Origin of the sequence: Geomonas paludis (assembly GCF_014193585.1) — a bacterium.
Taxonomy (GTDB): domain Bacteria; phylum Desulfobacterota; class Desulfuromonadia; order Geobacterales; family Geobacteraceae; genus Geomonas; species Geomonas paludis.
The window spans coordinates 581,745-598,087 of the sequence record NZ_BLXY01000002.1 but is presented as its reverse complement, the minus strand read 5'-3'; the positions used below and the strand labels follow the sequence as shown (position 1 = coordinate 598,087).

The 16,343-nt window shown below is 64.8% G+C and carries 15 protein-coding genes; 12 read left to right on the top strand and 3 right to left on the bottom strand.

Annotated elements, in window-relative coordinates; all coding sequences use genetic code 11:
- The first annotated feature begins 123 nt into the window (after positions 1 to 123).
- The 3 genes from H7687_RS08150 to H7687_RS08140 all read left to right on the top strand — a co-directional run bounded on the left by H7687_RS08150 (position 124) and on the right by H7687_RS08140 (position 1,579).
- Entirely contained in the window at positions 124 to 942 is an 819-nt protein-coding gene (locus tag H7687_RS08150; protein ID WP_183346560.1) for a flagellin N-terminal helical domain-containing protein, read from the top strand.
- Between the two features lie 64 nt (positions 943 to 1,006).
- Positions 1,007 to 1,240, top strand: a complete 234-nt coding sequence (locus tag H7687_RS08145) for a hypothetical protein (RefSeq protein ID WP_183346559.1) — start codon at positions 1,007 to 1,009, stop codon at positions 1,238 to 1,240.
- A gap of 132 nt (positions 1,241 to 1,372) precedes the next feature.
- Positions 1,373 to 1,579 carry a GSU3473 family protein gene (locus tag H7687_RS08140; protein WP_183346558.1) on the top strand — a complete coding sequence of 69 codons (207 nt, stop codon included), beginning with the start codon at positions 1,373 to 1,375 and terminating at the stop codon, positions 1,577 to 1,579.
- Between the two features lie 233 nt (positions 1,580 to 1,812).
- Here the strand turns inward: H7687_RS08140 and H7687_RS21930 are convergent, their stop codons facing one another.
- On the bottom strand, positions 1,813 to 2,565 hold the full coding sequence (locus tag H7687_RS21930; protein ID WP_246404705.1) for a PEP-CTERM sorting domain-containing protein: 753 nt from the start codon (positions 2,563 to 2,565) through the stop codon (positions 1,813 to 1,815).
- Positions 2,566 to 2,792: 227 nt separating this feature from the next.
- On the bottom strand, positions 2,793 to 3,506 hold the full coding sequence (locus tag H7687_RS08130) for a CAAX prenyl protease-related protein (protein ID WP_183346557.1): 714 nt from the start codon (positions 3,504 to 3,506) through the stop codon (positions 2,793 to 2,795).
- A gap of 331 nt (positions 3,507 to 3,837) precedes the next feature.
- Here H7687_RS08130 and H7687_RS08125 point away from each other — a divergent pair, with 331 nt between their 5' ends.
- Genes H7687_RS08125 through H7687_RS08110 form a run of 4 tightly spaced genes read left to right on the top strand, consistent with a single transcriptional unit; the run spans position 3,838 to position 7,836 of the window.
- Positions 3,838 to 4,923 carry a GNAT family N-acetyltransferase gene (locus H7687_RS08125; RefSeq protein WP_183346556.1) on the top strand — a complete coding sequence of 362 codons (1,086 nt, stop codon included), beginning with the start codon at positions 3,838 to 3,840 and terminating at the stop codon, positions 4,921 to 4,923.
- Positions 4,924 to 4,945: 22 nt separating this feature from the next.
- Positions 4,946 to 5,467: a hypothetical protein gene (locus H7687_RS08120; protein WP_183346555.1), complete on the top strand. Its 522-nt coding sequence runs from the start codon at positions 4,946 to 4,948 to the stop codon at positions 5,465 to 5,467.
- A gap of 2 nt (positions 5,468 to 5,469) precedes the next feature.
- Complete coding sequence (locus tag H7687_RS08115) at positions 5,470 to 6,657, top strand: GNAT family N-acetyltransferase (protein WP_183346554.1); 1,188 nt, start codon at positions 5,470 to 5,472, stop codon at positions 6,655 to 6,657.
- Positions 6,658 to 6,705: 48 nt separating this feature from the next.
- Positions 6,706 to 7,836, top strand: coding sequence for a polysaccharide deacetylase family protein (locus H7687_RS08110; RefSeq protein WP_183346553.1), 1,131 nt, complete (start codon positions 6,706 to 6,708; stop codon positions 7,834 to 7,836).
- 39 nt (positions 7,837 to 7,875) lie between these two features.
- On the opposite strand, the gene H7687_RS08105 is transcribed toward H7687_RS08110, so the two are convergent.
- On the bottom strand, positions 7,876 to 8,634 hold the full coding sequence (locus H7687_RS08105) for a DUF4114 domain-containing protein (protein WP_183346910.1): 759 nt from the start codon (positions 8,632 to 8,634) through the stop codon (positions 7,876 to 7,878).
- Positions 8,635 to 9,073: 439 nt separating this feature from the next.
- Between H7687_RS08105 and prsT the strand changes: the two genes are divergently transcribed.
- Genes prsT through H7687_RS08080 form a run of 5 tightly spaced genes read left to right on the top strand, consistent with a single transcriptional unit; the run spans position 9,074 to position 16,334 of the window.
- Entirely contained in the window at positions 9,074 to 11,713 is a 2,640-nt protein-coding gene (gene prsT, locus H7687_RS08100; RefSeq protein ID WP_246404702.1) for an XrtA/PEP-CTERM system TPR-repeat protein PrsT, read from the top strand.
- Positions 11,714 to 11,729: 16 nt separating this feature from the next.
- A complete protein-coding gene (locus H7687_RS08095; RefSeq protein ID WP_183346551.1) occupies positions 11,730 to 13,112 on the top strand; it encodes a TIGR03013 family XrtA/PEP-CTERM system glycosyltransferase in 1,383 nt (460 codons plus the stop codon).
- A 44-nt stretch (positions 13,113 to 13,156) separates the two neighbouring features.
- Positions 13,157 to 13,960, top strand: coding sequence for a polysaccharide biosynthesis/export family protein (locus H7687_RS08090; RefSeq protein ID WP_183346550.1), 804 nt, complete (start codon positions 13,157 to 13,159; stop codon positions 13,958 to 13,960).
- 17 nt (positions 13,961 to 13,977) lie between these two features.
- A complete protein-coding gene (locus tag H7687_RS08085) occupies positions 13,978 to 15,468 on the top strand; it encodes an XrtA system polysaccharide chain length determinant (protein WP_183346549.1) in 1,491 nt (496 codons plus the stop codon).
- Between the two features lie 35 nt (positions 15,469 to 15,503).
- Complete coding sequence (locus H7687_RS08080) at positions 15,504 to 16,334, top strand: XrtA-associated tyrosine autokinase (protein WP_183346548.1); 831 nt, start codon at positions 15,504 to 15,506, stop codon at positions 16,332 to 16,334.
- Positions 16,335 to 16,343: the final 9 nt, after the last annotated feature.

The window sequence follows — 16,343 nt, the reverse complement described above, 5'->3', positions numbered from 1 at the left end:
ACTATCGTGCGTGCGGAGGGGGCGCCGAACTGGCCACTCTGCGACCTTTTTCCGTGCGAGACAGCGCCAACGGTTGGAAAACCACCGGCAGAACGCCGGGTCGCCCAGAAAAGGAGCTACGCCATGACAGTAAGTGATATCTCTTTGACCGCCGGCATGAGGACCAACCTTCTGTACCTGCAGAACACCAGCCAGCTGCTGAACCGTACCCAGCAGAGGCTGTCGTCGGGCAAGAAGGTCAACAGCGCCCTGGACAACCCGACCAACTACTTCGCGGCACAAAATGCCAACCAGCGCGCCAGCGACCTGTCCGACCGCAAGGACGGCATGTCGGAAGCGGTGCAGACGGTACAGGCCACCAACGCAGGCATCACCGCCATCACCGGTTTGATCAACGCCGCCAAAGGTGTGGCCCAGTCCGCCCTCTCCACCAGTGACACCACGGTCCAGTCCAAGCTGGCCAACCAGTACAACACCATCCGCAGCCAGATCGACAACCTCTCCTCGGACTCCGGATACCGCGGCCTGAACCTTTTGAGCAGCATCAACACCCTCACGGTCAACTTCAACGAGGACGCCGGCTCCACCCTGGACGTAGTGGGCTTCCTGGCCAACTCGGGGGGACTGAGCCTCTCCGCGGCCAGCGGCAACTGGCAGACCACTTCCGACATCACCACCGACACGGCCAAGATGGACAGCGCCATCTCGACCCTCAGGGTCAACACCCAGGCCCTGGCCGCCAACCTCAACATCATCACCACGCGCCAAAGCTTCACCGACGAGATGATCAACACCCTGCAGACCGGCGCCGACAACCTGACCCTCGCCGACATGAACGAGGAGGGCGCCAACATGCTCATGCTGCAGACCCGCCAGTCGCTGGGCACCACCTCGCTCAGCCTCTCGTCGTCGGCGGCGCAGTCCATCCTGAAGCTGTTCTAGTCTTTCCAGGCGGGGTGGCGCCAGCCATCCCGCTCCCACTCCCAACGTGGAACAAGGAGCGGGTATGAAAAAGTCACAGCTTATGACGGTATGCCGCCTGCTCCAGGATAGCCCGCCGGCCGGGAGTGACCACGGGGCGCTCGGCGCGGCGTCAACGGCAGGGGGAGAGGGCGAGGCGCCCGTTGATCTCAGGGAGGAAGGGGCCAACATGCTGCGCCTGGTCCAGTCCCAGCAGGAAGCGCAGACGCTTTTGGCGACCTCGTCGCGACAGGCCCAGGTGGTCCTGGGCCAGTTCTAGGTGCGCCGGTAACCCCCCGACAACCTGCACGTTTTTGCTAGAGGGGGTCTGGAAATTGCAGATGCTACAGCTTGAGGAGTCATAACCCGAAACTGGCTGAGGTAGCTGAAGCCGCAGCGCGAGGGGGCGGTTATGCTGGTTCAAGTAAACTGGACAAACAAGAGGTACGACTACGTGAAGGACTACATGCTCGACAGCCTGATCGAGGCCGGCGTCGTCGCCAGATTCCTGCGCTCTTCGGGGTGGGTGACCGTGGGCGTCGACCCGATCCGGTCGGGGAAAAACAAGGGGGGGTATCGCGGCCCCGAACGAAGGCACATGGGGGGAGCCGCGGCGTAACGGCAAGTGTCGGATACCTTGACACGACAGGAAAACCCTGTCGGGATCCTTGACAACGGTGGCACAGTGGATGGGACCCATTCCACATTTAGGTGCAAAAAAAGGCGATGCCCGGACGGGCGTCGCCTTTTCTTTTTTGGTGGAGAATTCGCTTTAACCTTGGCTGCACAGTGGTCTTGCGAACAAAGGGGCGCCTCGCGGCGCCCCGGGGTCTTTCCTGGCCCAGCTGCACCTTATGCGTTCCTGCGGCGTTTGCCCCAGACGGCAAGCCCCAGAAACCCGGCACCGAGCAGGATCATGGTACCCGGTTCGGGGACCGGCGGCGTAGTGGTGAGCCCGGCCTCGGTGAACGGCGTGGTGTAGGAGTGCGGGGTTTCACGGGAATCCTGCCCGTAGGCGACCACGAAGGTCCCGTTCTCCAGCGGGGCGCCGAAGGTGACGCCGATGGTGTTACCGCCGGTGATCATGGTGTCGTTCAGGGTATAGACGAAGATGCCGAAGAAGGCCGCGTCGATGTTGTTCACCGCGAGGTCGGCGTCATGCCAGTTGACAAACCTGTTGGACGCGTTGCCGCTCGGGTTGAGGCCGAGCCAGTCGTAGAGGTCATCGGCGGCGGGACCGAAGGACCCGGCATAGCCCGTGGTGACGTTCCAGGTGCCGGAGTAGGCGTTGGCGCCGCCGGCGGCACCGGTGCCGGTCGAGAGGGTGATGGAGGGTGCCTGGTACCCGCTATCGGCCCCGGGAACCCCGATGATCATCAAAAGCGGGTCGACCAGAGCGGGCTGGCCGTTGCCGTTCTCCTGAATGCCCAGGTAGGTGTTCGATATTGGCCTCACCTCGTTCCCGTTGTAGAGATACGTCCCGGTGCTGGGGGGATTGCCGATGTGCATCACCGCAGGATCCAGTGGGTCGGGAACCGAAACAGCGAAAGCTGCGGACGTTCCGAACATCGCGACGATTCCGATCAGAACAAGCAGTTTCTTCATGACACCCTCCTTTTTGTTTCTACGAACTTGGCCACGTGACCACCGTGCAGCAAATTACGGGCCGATCGGCTAAGTGCCCGTCATCACGGTGTTCGCGCTGGAGTCCACCGGCCAGGTGTAAAGGTGACCGACAGCGTGTCGCGGTTTTGCCTGCTAAGACGACGTGATAACGGTCAGTTGGCGCAGGGGAGTTTAGCCGGGGGTGTAACGGATTCCGACAGAGAGCCTTACCAGAGATGCCAGTTGCCGGTGCAAAGGATGTAGCAGGAGAGGGCGAGGTTGGTGGTGGCGTGTGCCAGCACGCACAGGGCGATGCTGCGGGTCTTGTAGCAGACGAGGTTGTAGACGGCGCCGGCCAGGATGCCGGACAGGACCTGGTGGTGCTCCAGGCCGAACAGCAAGGTGGTGATCAGAAAGGAGGAGAGGGTGAAATCGCCCACGCGCACCGAGTTGAACTGTGCACGCACCAGGTAGCGCAGCAGGAACGAGCGCCAGAAAAGCTCCTCCATGACCGGGACGACCAGCACGGCCCCGGCCACGCGCAGGCCGGTCATCACGACACGCACCGAACCCTCCGGGAGAAGGCCCGGCGCGAAGGGAGGGGGAGGCGGGGCCATCGGCATGGTCCAGGTGATAAAGATCCAGGCGATGAAGGTGGCCACCCCGACGGCAATGACCGCGGCGCTGCTTTTTACGTTGCGCAAATCGTCCAGGCATAGTTCACGGTACGTGTGCCGGCAGGTGATGAGGAGCGCCGCCACGGACAGGATCTTGACCGGGTATAGGTAAAGATGGGCCGCGGCGGGAAGGTGCACTACCCCCGCCTTTTGTGCCATGCCGAGCGCCTCCTGGACGGCGATGAACCCCATGTACAGCGCAAAAGGGAGAACGCGGCAGAGCGCCTCTCCGTGAAGCCGTGTCCGGAATGGGGAATGGGGCATGATTCTCCCTCAGAGCGTGGTGTCGGCAAAAGCGCGGGAGTAATTGTAGCAGGAACAGGACGAATTTAAAGTGCAGAATAAGCAGTGATTCACTATTTATGGGCAATAAGAATTTACCAATACTGTCTATTTGAATCCTGCACTGTATCTGATAGATAACGCCAAGACACGGCCTCTCTCATTGGTGTAATTAAATAGTTATTTAGTTAACTTGATCTTAGCAAGCCGCGTTGTACAATTAGCACCATACATTCAGTGAACGTTTCTGAGACAACGGCCCATGTCCCCGAGAGTGCACCCTTCGGCACAGGTTCTATCACCGCGAGAGGCAATGAGCGAGCTGTCCGTCACCGTCATCGACACGCCGGAGCAACTGCAGGGGCTGGCGCCTCAGTGGAACGAACTGCTGGCCGCGTCTGCGGCCGACGGCGTGTTCCTGACCTGGGAGTGGATGTCGGCCTGGCTTGGCTGCTGCCTCAAAGAGGGGCGCGAGCTCTTCGTCCTCTGCTTCTCGGAGCGGGGTCGCCCCGCCGGTGTCGCCCCTTTTTACCGGGAGCGTCGCAAGGGGGCGTTCGGGGTGCGCACCATCCGCTTTCTCGGGGCGCCGGAGGGGGGGAGCGACTACCTCGACGTGATCTGCCGCAGGGGATGCGAGGAGCAGGTGGCCGGGGCGCTGTACCGGTTCCTCTTGGAAGAGGGGAGGGGAAAGTGGGACCTCCTTCACCTGCAGGACATCCCCGCCGACTCCGTCTTCCTGCTCCGCTTCCTGGAACGGGTGGACGAGGCGGGACGGTATCTGGAGCTTGCCCCCGGCGCCTACTGCCCGGCGCTGGAGTTGGGGGAGAGCCGGGAGGACGGGTGGCCGCGGCGGGCTTCCGCCGGCTGTAAAAAGAAATACGAAAAGGAACTCGCCCTCTTGCAGCGGGAGGGGGAGGTGGTTCACCTGGTGGAGGAAGAGGCCGGCGCGGCGTCGCTTGAGCGCTTCTTCCGCCTCTACCGTGCCGTCAGCGGCAGGCCGGGCACGAGGCTTATCTCCCTGCTCCAGGGATACCTGGAGCGCCGTGGTCCCCGGGAGGGGGTGAGGATCGACACCCTGGCCGTGCAGGGAAAGGAGATCGCCTCCCTGCTTCATTTCCGGTATCGGGACTCCCTGTTCCTGTACCTGGTGGCGGTGGACAAGACGTTCAACCCCAAGGTCAGCATCGGACACCTCCTTCTGGGCAAGTGCATCCTGGACGCGGGTCAAAAGGGGTACCGCCGCTACGATTTTTTAAAAGGAGGCGAGCCGTACAAGTTCCATTGGGCCGCAGGCGGGCGGCGCAGCCTGCAGGTCAGGTTGTGGCGCAAGACCCCCCTGGGGCTGGCCGAGGCCTTGGCAAGGATGGCCCGCCAGGCGGGAAAGCTGCTCCTCAGGTAGGGAGCGTGGAAGGAGGCGTGTCATGCAAGGGGACGACAGGTGCCAACTGCAGGTGGTGTACCACTCGGGCGGTCCCCTCACCCTTTCCGACCGGGTGAGGACCTTCCTGCTGCGTCTGAACAGCGCGCTTAAAAGGCGCCTGGTGCACCACTTCAGCGCGATGGAAGAGGCGAGCGCGGCAGGGGCGAGCGCCATAAACCGGGCCGCAAACCGCCTCCTTTCCCCCCCCGGCGCCTGCTACCAGCCCGGGGATGAGGTCGAAGTGCTCACCATGGAGGAGATCCGGCGCACCCTGGACGACAACGGCTGCTGCGGCAAGCTGCAGTTCATGCCGGGGATGGCGCGCTACGCCGGGAAGCGGTGCACCGTCTTGAAGCCGGTGCGGACCATGTTCGACGAGCGCGCCTGGAAGATGGTCCGGGTGAAGGATACGGTGGTGTTGCGGGACGTGATCTGCGACGGCGTCGAGCTCTATGACAAGGAGGGGTGCGACCGCTGCTGTTACTACTTCTGGAAGGCCGACTGGCTGCGCAGGGTACGCTGACCATGGCCACGGACTCCACCCCGCTCACCGTCACGCTTGCCGACGGCTGGGAGGCGACCGCCTACCGGCAGTGGTCCTTCCCGCGGGAACTGCCCCCCCGCTGGAACGACCTGGCGCACGGCTACGGCGACCTCGGTGTCTTCCTCACCTTCGAGAGCTTCTCCTGCTGGTGGCGCTCCTTCGGCGGCGCCGCGCGCCCCCTGGTGACCGTCCTTGCGAGAGAGGGCGAGGTGAAGGGGATCTTCCCCTGTCGCCTGGTGACCGACGGCACGGGACCTGACAACGGCATCCGGTCCCTCGCCAACTGCGAGACCCACTGTTACGACTTCCTGGTGGCCGGCGAGGAGCGCAGCGCGGCGCTGTCGGGCTTTCTTTTGGCGGCGGCGCGGCTTTTCCCGGGAGAGACCATCACGATCGACAAGCTCCCCGCGGACGGACCGAACACGGCCCCCTTGCTGGAACTGCTCTCGCGCAGAAGCGGCTGTTCCCAGCATGGCTTCCACCCCAGCGCCCCCTTCCTGGAGGTGCCTGCAAGCGAGGCGGAGCTGTTGGCGCGCCTGTCGGGCAGGGTGCAGAATTCGCTCAAGCAAAGCCGGAAGCGGGCCGCCCGGGAGGGAGGGGTGCACCTGCAGGCGGTGACCGGCGGAGACGCCCTCGACGCCACCCTTTCCGAGCTGTTCGAGGCCGAGTACCGCAGCTGGAAGGGGGAGGCGGGGACGGCGATCAAGTGCCGGGCCGACGCGGAGAGCTACTACCGTGCCCTGGCCCGGTGGGCCGGGGAGAGCGGGGCGCTGGTCTTGTTCCTGCTCAGGCTGGAGGAGCGCGTCACCGCGGCCTGCTTCTGCCTGGCCCGGGGCGGCACCCTCTTCATCCTGAAAACCGGCTACGACCAGCGGTACCGGCATCTCGCCCCGGGGCTTTTGCTGCTGGCCGAGGTGCTCACCTGGTGCCGGGAGGCGGGGGGGTACCGGGTCTGCGACCTGCGCGGGGTCTGCGAGCCCTGGAAGATGGAATGGACCGACCGGACCGGGGCGAGCGGGACGGTCAGGATCTTTCCCGCCTCCTTTTCGGGCACGCTCAGCTACCTGACCCGTTACGGGTGGAAGGAGTTCCTGAAAAAATTACCCCCGGTCCGCTACGGGCTCGATCGGGTCAGGAGTAAGGGCGCCTGCGCAGCGGGCGCGCCCTGAGGCATTCCTCGTCGCCACAACTGCTGGGCCCCGAAGGGGAGGTGGATCATGGTGCTGGTCATCACCATCGACACGGAAGAGGACAACTGGGGCGGTTACACGGACCGGAGCTACTCCCTGGAGAACCTGAAGTGCATCCACGACCTTCAGGCCCTCTTCGACCGTTACGGCGTGCGCCCCACCTACCTGATCAACTACCCGGTCGCCACCGACCCGATGGCCATCGAGCTCTTCTCCGACCTGCTGGACCGCGGCAGGTGCGAGGTCGGCATGCACTGCCACCCCTGGAACACCCCCCCCTTCGAGGAGTCGCTGTGCTCCTACAACAGCATGCTGTGCAACCTCCCCGAGCAGTTGCAGTTCCGCAAGCTGGAAACGCTCAGAAACGCCATCTGCGACAACCTGGGCATTGCCCCGGCATCGTTTCGCGCCGGGCGCTGGGCCTTCGGCAGCGCCACCGCGCGCTCGATCCAAAGGCTCGGCCTCAGGATAGACACCTCGGTCACCTCCTATACCAGTTGGGCCGACTCCAACGGGGTCGACTACAGCAGGGTCCCCCCCCACCCCTACCGCTTCTCCTCCCGTGACATCTTTCTCAGCGACGACAGCGGTGAGCTCCTGCAGTTCCCGGCGTCGGTCGGCTTCCTGCAGCACGACTTCGAGATCTGCCGCCGCGCGCACGAACTGCTGAAGAAACCGCCGCTCAGGAAGATGCGGCTGTGCGGCATCCTGGACCGGTTGAGGCTGTTGAACAAGGTGGCGCTCTCCCCCGAGACCGCGACCGGGCCGATGATGGTCAAGCTGGCCGAGCGCTTCCGGGCCCTGCTCATCGGTTACCTGAACCTGTTCTTCCACTCGAACACGCTGGTCAAGGGACTCTCCCCCTTCAACAAGCGCGACGGCGATACCGAGCGTTTCTTCCAGAGCCTTGAGCAGTTTCTTCGCTACGCCCGGGATACCGGGATCGAGTGCTGCACCCTGAAGGAGGTTCGCCTTGGGGACTTCTGCCCCTGCGGCCGGGAGCAGCAGGAGTGCCGGGGCGCCGCGCGGCTCCTTCTGAACGGGACCAGGTCCGGCATATTCGACGCCGACAGCGCCGCTGTCCGTGCGGCGCGGGGAGGGGGCGCCGGGGAAGGGTCCCCGGCGCCCTGGGACCTGCCGCGCCGCGGCGGGAGGTAAGGGGGGACCCCCCATCCGCGGCCGTCCCGCCCGGGTGCATCAGGCGTTTTTGCGCCGCTTGCCGTAGACGGCCAGGCCGAGGAAGCCGCACCCCAGCAGGAGCATGGTCCCCGGCTCCGGAACCGGCGCCACCGACTCAACCATGAGCACCATGTCGTTGTAGTCCCCGTCGCCGCCGCCATAGGTGTCCTCGAAGCCGAGCACGTACTCGTTGGGGAGCCACGGCGTATAGGCCGGGCTGCCGGGAAGACTCACGTCTCCCCCTTGGCTCGCGTAGGCCACCATGTGGTCGAACCCGTCGGCGTTGCGGGCGGTGTCGCTGTAGAAGATGCCGGCGCCGTTGTCGAAATAAAAGCCGAATACGTTGGAGTCGAAGCGGTGATCGGTGAAGGTTTTGCGCGCGTAGTCGGCCACGGTCAGGGTGAGGTCCCGGTCGAAGCTGAAGGAGACCCTGGTCCCCGCGCCGGCCCTGCCGCTGAAGAGCTCGGCCCTGTTGTTGACGTTGCTCGTGTCGTAGATCCCGAAGCTGTTCACGCTGGTGTTGCCGGCGATCTCGAGGATCATGGTCGCCGATGACGTGCCGCACCCCCCGGTGGTCCACAGGGCGTCGTGCCGGTCCGGCATGTAGTCGGAGAAGGCGTTGACGCGGCTTACGCCTCCTGCGGTGATGCCGTCGAGGATCTGCTGCATGTTGAATTCCGAGCCGTCTCCCCCTCCTGAGGGGTTGATGGCCGTCGCTGTTGCGCTGTTTGCTGCCAAACAGAGCACCGCGGCGAGTGTTGCTGCTATCCGTTTCATCGTTGTCCTCCTTTGCTTGGGTTAATGTGCGAATACCAATAAAGCAACGGGCGTGCCATGCGGCGCACCCTGCTGAAACTGCGCCGTTTGCTGCCGGGCGGGGGAGGCGGCGCTGGGGCGGATGTAAAGATTCCCGACAGATGGGGGGGAGGGGGAGGTGTGTCCGCAGTATTGACATAAATTAATGTTAAAAAATTTATAGATGCGGGTGCCGGGAAGAGGCGTCCGACGGGGTAACCCCCTGGCTGTGCATTTCTTTGTCTGTATGAAAAAGTACGTTGATTGAACAAGTTTGCTCATATCCGCGCCCCCTTGTCACTCAGGCCGTCAAACATTTTGCTTGCGTTTTTGCCATTAAGTGTTAAATTTTCCGACATAGATTTTAATGTTTGTCGGTTCACTGTTTGGCAACGCCAGCTGCCTTAGTGGAGGTCCCGCTGTGAGAATATCGCTCCTGCTTCTGGTTGTAGTCGCGACGTGTGCTGCCTGTGGCAGCAAGACCAAAGAGACCCTCTATGAGGAGGGGGTGAAACAGATGCAGTCCAATCCGAGCGCGGCGGTGGTTTACCTTAAAAACGCGCTGGAAAAGGACGCCAACTTCTTCGAGGCGCGCTTCCAGCTCGGCAAGGCCTACGCTGCGCTGGGGAAGGCGGAGCAGGCGGAAAAGGAATTCAACAAGGTCCTCACCCAGAACCCCTCCCGGGACGAGGTGGTCCTGGAGCTCGCCAGGCTTGCCAGCACCACCGGCAAGGGAGAGCGCGCCGCGGAGCTGTCGCAACAATACCTTGCCCGGCATCCCGGGAGCCCCGAGGGGCTCGAGGTGGCCGGTGAGGCGCACGCCGTGGGCAAAAGGTATCAGGAGGCCCTCTCGTTTCTGACCCGCGCCGTGAAGGCGGATCCCGGGCGCGCGTCGGCGCGGCTCGCCCTCGCCACGGTGCAACTCTCCATGGGGCGAAGCGATGCGGCGGGGCAGGAGCTGGGCCAGTTGCTGGCCGCGGACCCGCGCAACCTGAAGGCGCTCTACATGCAGGCGAACCTCGAGCTCGCCGCCGGGCGCAGGGACCGGGCCGCCGCGGCCTACGAGCGCATCATCAAGCAGGACGGCAACCAGGTTCCCGCACGCTTCAGGCAGGGGGCGATCTGGCTCGAGCAGGGGGAGCCGGGCAAGGCCGACGCCGCAGCCGACGGGCTCATCAAGGATTTCCCCACGCGGGGGGACGGCTACCTCCTGAAGGGTATGGTCGGCTACTACCGCAAGAACTACACCGACGCCATCGCGCAGCTGCAGCAGTCCAACAAGCTCGCCCCCACCCTCGAGGCCTACCACTTCCTGGGGCTTTGCTACTACAGCAAGGGGGAACTGGAGACCGCGCTGTCACAGTTCCGCGTCATCCTCGACCGGATGCCCGACTCCCGGCGCGCCCGGCTCATGACCGCCCAGATCCTGCTGATGCAGAAGCGGACCGAGGATGCCGCAGCCGAGGTGAAGAAGGTCCTCGCCGCCAACGACGCGGACGCGACGGCGCACAACCTTTTGGGGAGCGCCTACGTGCTCCAGGGGGAATTCGAGGAAGGGATGCGCGAACTGGACCGGGCGACCAGGCTCGACCCGAAGCAGGTGAGCGCGTACCTGAGGAAGGGGGCCCTCTACTTCAGCAAGGGGAAGGAAGCCCAGGGTGAGAGCGAGCTTTTGAACGCCGTGAAGGCCTCACCCGACGCGCAGACCGGCAGGCTGTTGCTTGCCTCGCACTACCGGCGCCTGGGCAAGAGCGACAAGGCTGCCGCCCTGTTGCAGGCCGGGCTCACCGGCGGGAAAGGGGACGCCCCCCTGTACAACGCGCTTGCCGCGCTGCAGCTCTCCGCCGGGAAAAAGGACGAGGCGGTGGCAAGCCTCGAGGCGGCCAAGAAGGCGGACCCGCTCCTTGCCGCGAGCTACCACAATCTCGCCGGCGTCTACGCCTCCCAGGCCGACTACCAGAAGGCGATAGCCGAGCTCACCCTGCTGCAGTCGAGGGTCCCCGGCAACCTCCAGGCGCTGCTCGGGCTCGCTTCGCTGAACGAGGTCGCCGGCAGGGACGCCGAGGCCCTGGCCTGGTACCAGAAGGGGGCGGCGACCGGCAAGCTCGACGGCTACCTGGCCCTTGCCGCCTACCAGCAGAAGAAAACGCCGCAAAAGGCGCTCGCCACCCTGGAGGAGGCGATCAAGCGCGAGCCGCACTCCGCGGCACCGGTCGAGGCGAAGGGGCGCCTGCTGCTCTCCCAGGGGGAGCCCCAGAAGGCGCTCAGGGCCTTCGAGGATCTCTCGGCCATAGATGAGGAACGGGGCGCCTTCCTGAGGGTCGCCGCCTACCTCGCCATGAAGCAGGGGGGCAAGGCCGTGGAGCAGGCCAAGGGGTACATCGCGCGCCGTCCCGACTCGGTGCGGGGCTATCTCCTTTTGGCCAACGTGTACCAGGGGACCGGCGACACCGCCTCGGCCCTCGCCCAGGCCTCGCGCGCCGTGGAGGTCGACCCGGCAAGCGTCCAGGCCCGCATCCTCAAGGGGGAGCTGCACCGCGCCAGGAAGGACTATCCGGCCGCCCAGGCCTGTTTCCAGGGTGCCCTCAAGGTGCAGCCGGACTCGGTGCCGGCACGCTTCGCCCTGGCCTCGCTCCTGGAGGGAAACGGCAAGAAGCGGGAGGCCGCGCAGCGCTACCGGGCCATCGTGGAGTTGAACCCCAGGTACGTGCCGGCGCTCAACAACCTGGCCTACCTGAGCGCCGACGGCTACGGCAGCAAGGAGCAGGCGCTGCGCTACGCCATCGATGCCTACCGCCTTGAGCCGGGCAACGCAAGCGTCACCGATACCGTGGGGTACGCCCTGTACAAAAACGGGCGCAGCCAGGACGCGGTCAAGGTCCTGGAGCGGGCGGCGGCGCTTTTGCCCAAGGACCCGACGGTGCGCTATCACCTGGGGCTTGCCTACCACCAGGCGGGAGACCGCGCCCGTTCCCAGAAGGCGCTGCAGGACTCCCTTTCCCTGGGGGAATACCCGGACAGCACGGCGGCGAGGACCCTCCTGGCCCAGTTGAAGCGCTAGCCGTTTTAGAGAAGCCATGGATCTGCGCGTTCCCTTTTACATCTGCACCGACGCTGTGCTGGCCCTGATGTCGCTGGTGTTGGCAGCCGGGGTCCGCTTCGGTCGGTTCACCCCCCGCGGGGAGTGGGATTTCACCACCGGCGTCAAGGCCGGTGCCATCTTCGTCCTGGTGGCGCTGTTCTCCTCGTACCTGATGGAGGTGTACACCCTCCCCAGGGACAGCAGAAAGCGCGACATCCTGGCCACCTGCGTCCAGGGGGGGTGCGCCGCCTTCTTCTTCCTCTCCGTGGTGTACTACCTCGCCCCGGAGCTGATGCTCGGGCGCGGGGTGCTCTTCTTCGCGCTGGGCTTCTTCGTGCTGTTCCAGTTCGCCTGGTACGCCGCCTCGGGGATCGGGGCGCGCAGGGTCCCCTTCTCCAAGCGGGTCCTGATCCTCGGCTCGGGCGACCTTGCCTGCCAGCTGGGGGGGCTGCTGGCCTCCCAGCCGGGTCGCTTCACCCTGGCGGGGTACCTCGAGTGCCAGGGGGAGGGGCGCCCGGTGCAGACGGTGCACCAAAAGGAGCTCTTCGGCTCCCAGGTCGTCCCCAGGTGCGGGGATCTTTTGCAGACCGCAGGCGAGTACAAGGCCTCGGCCATCGTGGTGGCGCTCGCGGAGAGGCGCGGCGTGCTCCCCCTGCAGGAGATGATGCGCTGCAAGCTAAACGGCGTCGAGGTGCTGGACGCCCCGGCGTTCTACGAGATGGTCCAGGGGAAGCTCCTTCTGGAGGAGATGACCCCCTCCTTCATCATCTTCTCCAGCGGTTTTCACCGAAGCGCCTTCGCCAAGGTGTACAAGCCCGCCATGGACGTGGTCCTGGCGCTTGCCGGGCTCATCCTGGCCGCGCCGCTGTTCCCGTTCATCGCCCTGGCCATCAAGCTGGACTCGCCGGGGCCGCTACTTTTCAAGCAGGTCCGGGTGGGGCAGGGGGAGCGCCACTTCACCCTTTACAAGTTCCGCTCCATGCGGGTGGACGCCGAGCGCGAAGGGGCGGTATGGGCGGTCAGAAACGACGCGCGCATCACGCGGGTGGGCTCCTTCTTGAGGAACTCGCGCATCGACGAGCTCCCCCAGCTCTACAACGTGCTCAAGGGAGACATGAGCTTCATCGGCCCCCGCCCCGAGCGCCCCGAGTTCGTGGAGGACCTGAAGCGCAGCATCTCCTACTACTCCAAGCGCCACACCATAAAGCCCGGGCTGACCGGCTGGGCCCAGGTGCGCTACCCCTACGGCGCCACGGTAGAGGACGCCATCGAAAAGCTGCGCTACGACCTGTACTACATCAAGAACCTCTCCTTTCTCCTGGACATGGAGATCCTCTTCGAGACGGTGAAGGTGGTCCTGTTCGGACGCGGCAGGTAGGTTGGGTTGACAAGGCGGCCGGCGCGCCGCATCGGGAGGACGTCATGAAAGTCGTGCTTTTGCTTTTGCTGCTCCTTGTGTCCCTCGCCCCCGTGAGCGTGAGGGGCGCGGACTACGTGATCGGGGAAGGGGACAGCCTCGACATCTCCGTGTGGGGGGTGAAGGAGTTGAACTTCCCGGTGAAGGTCCGCCCCGACGGCAAGATCACGGTGCCGGGGCTGGGGGAGGTGGTGGCCAGCGGTGCCACCCCGAGCCAGCTCCAGACCATGCTGGGGGGGCGCCTTAAGGAACTGGTGAAAAACCCCATCGTCACCGTGACGGTCCGGGAGATCACCAACTCCAAGGTCTACGTCTTCGGCTCGGGGGTGAAGGCCGCGGTCTACGACCTGTCCCGGCGCACCACCTTGCTCCAGCTTTTGTGCACCCTCCCCGAGGTGAAGGCCGCCGATCTGAGAAACGCCTATCTCTTGCGCGACGGCAAGAAGGTGAAGACCGACCTGCACCGCCTGTTCATCCAGGGGGACACCACCCAGGACCTGCCGCTTGAGTCCAACGACTCGCTCTTCGTGCCGCTTTTGCAGGACCGCAGCGTCTACATTATGGGGGCGGTGGCCGCGCCCAAGGCGATCGAGTACCGCGAGGGGATGAAGGTGATGGAGGCCATCCTCGAAGCGGGGGGCTTCACGAGGTTCGCGGACCAAAACGACGTGGTGGTGCGCAGAAAGGACGGGGACAAGGCCCAGGCCCTGGAGGTGAAGGCGAAGAGGCTCTTCAAGGACGGCGACCTGTCCCAGAACATCGAGTTGAAGGCCGGCGATTACGTGATGGTCAAGGAAGCGTTTTTCTAGCGGACAGGAGGTAAGCCGTGCAGGAATCGGAATACAGCAAGTACATGCAGCTCGTGGCCAGGCGCAAGGAGCTCTTCGTCGTCTGCGCCCTGGTCATCATGACCGTAGTCTTCCTGGTGAGCTACCTCTTGCCGAGGAAGTACGAGTCGTCGAGCACCGTATTCATCGAGAAGAACGTGATCTCCGACCTGGTGAAGGGGCTCACGGTGACCCCCTCCATGGACGACACCATCAACGTCCTCACCTACGCCATCACCAGCCGCACCCTGCTCACCAGGGTGGTGGACAGCATGGACATGAACCTCGGCAGGGATGGAAACGAGGAGCTCATCAAGGACCTGCAGAAGAACCTGACCGTCAAGGTGAAGGAGAAGAACAACCTCTTCACCATCTCCTTCGTGCACAACGATCCGCGCATCGCGCGCGACCTGGTGAACACGCTGGTCCGCTTCTACATCGAGGAGAAGACTTCCTCCAAAAGGGGCGAGTCCTACGACGCCACCAGGTTCCTCTCCGAGCAGATCCAGAACTTCAACCAGAAGCTGCAAAAGGCCGAGGACGAGGTGAACAGCTACAAGAGGTCCCAGGGGGGGGTGATCTCCATCGACGAGGGGAAGCTCTTCGAGGAGATCAACGTGGCCCAGCAAAAGCTCTACGATCTGGAACTGCGGCGCCGCCAGCTGGAGGGGATGCGGCAGGTCACCAGGAAGGCCAACGATCCGCTGCAGGCCAAGCTCGGCGCGCTGCAGAAGAGGCTGGACGACCTGCGGGTGCAGTACACCGACGGCTACCCCGAGGTGGTTACCGTGAAGGGTGACATCGAGGCGGTCCGGGAGCAGATGAAGGCGCGCGGGGCCGCCGAGGCCCAGCCCCTGGACCCGCAGGAAATGGCCAAGATCGACTCCGAGATCGCCGCCCTCAGGGTGACCGAGGAGGGGCTCAGGCGCCACATCGCCGCCAACCGGGCCACCCTGCAGCGGATCCCCGAGGCGAAGGCGGGGCTCGCCAAGCTCGAGGTGGAGCGGGAAAACCAGAAGAAGATCTACGACGAGCTCTACTCCCGGCACGGCCAGTCCGAGGTCAGCAAGCAGATGGAGGTGCAGGACAAGTCCACCACCTTCCGTGTCGTCGACCCGGCGGTGCTCCCCACCCGCCCCGCGAGCCCCAACCGCCTGGCGATCATGCTCTTGGGCATCGCCGGCGGGTTGGCGGGAAGCCTGTTCCTGCTGGTCATGCTGGACCAGTTCGACGCCTCGGCGAAGGACGTGGAGTTCGCCAAGTCGCTGGGGGCGCCGCTGCTCGCGGTGGTGCCACGCATGCAGGTGAGCGAGGACGTGGCCCGGGCGCGCCGGAAGAGCCAGGGGGTGTTCGCCGTGGCCGCGCTCTACTTCCTGCTCCTTCTGGCCTTTCCAGCCATGGAGTTCATGGGGCTTCCCTACATGGACCGGGTCCTGGACCGGGCGACCCAGGCGGTGTCCCCCCAGCTGGCCCGGGGGCTGGTGCGCTGACCTGACGAGTTGCAGCTCAATAAAGCGAGGGTGATATGAGCAGAATCGAAATGGCAATGGAAAAGGCGGCGCGTCTGAGGCAGGAGGGGGAGGGGGAGCCGGCGCGGCAGGCACCCCGGACCACCGACGCGCAGGCGGTTCCCCCGCAGGTCCCCGCGGCGCAGGCGCTGACCCCGAAAAACCCCTTCCTGGTCACCATCCACGAGCCGCACAGCCAGGCGGCCGAGGAGTACAGAAAGCTCAAGAGCGTGCTGGTTAATCTGACCGACGGCGACCCCTTCAAAAACGCCATCATGGTCACCAGTTCCGTCCCCGGCGAGGGGAAATCGCTCACCGCGCTGAACCTCGCGGTCAGCCTGGCCCAGGGGCTCGACCACACCGTGCTCCTCGTGGAGGCCGACCTGCGCCGACCCTCCCTGCACCGCTACCTCGGCTTCGAACCGCGGGCGGGGCTCGCCGACGTCCTCAAGGGGGAGGCGGCCATCGAGGACACCATCATCCAGACCGGCATCGGCAAGCTCGCCGTCATCGGCAGCGGCTCGCCGGTCGAGAACCCGGTGGAGCTCTTCACCTCGCAGAAGATGCGGGCCATCGTCGACGAGTTGAAGAGCCGCTACCCGGACCGCTACCTCATCTTCGACACCTCCCCGGTGCTCCCCTTCGCGGAGAGCCGCGCGCTCACCTCGGTCGTTGACGGCGTCGTTTTCGTGGTCATGGAGCGCCTGGCCAGCCAGGCCCAGATCAAGGAGGCCTACGATCACCTGAAGGGGGCGGTGCTCGGGGTGGTCTACAACGCGGCCCAATCCGCCCTGAAGGACCAGCGCTACAGCTATGCGAGGTACTACGAGGCCCAGGCGCCGTCCTAGCCGGGGGGA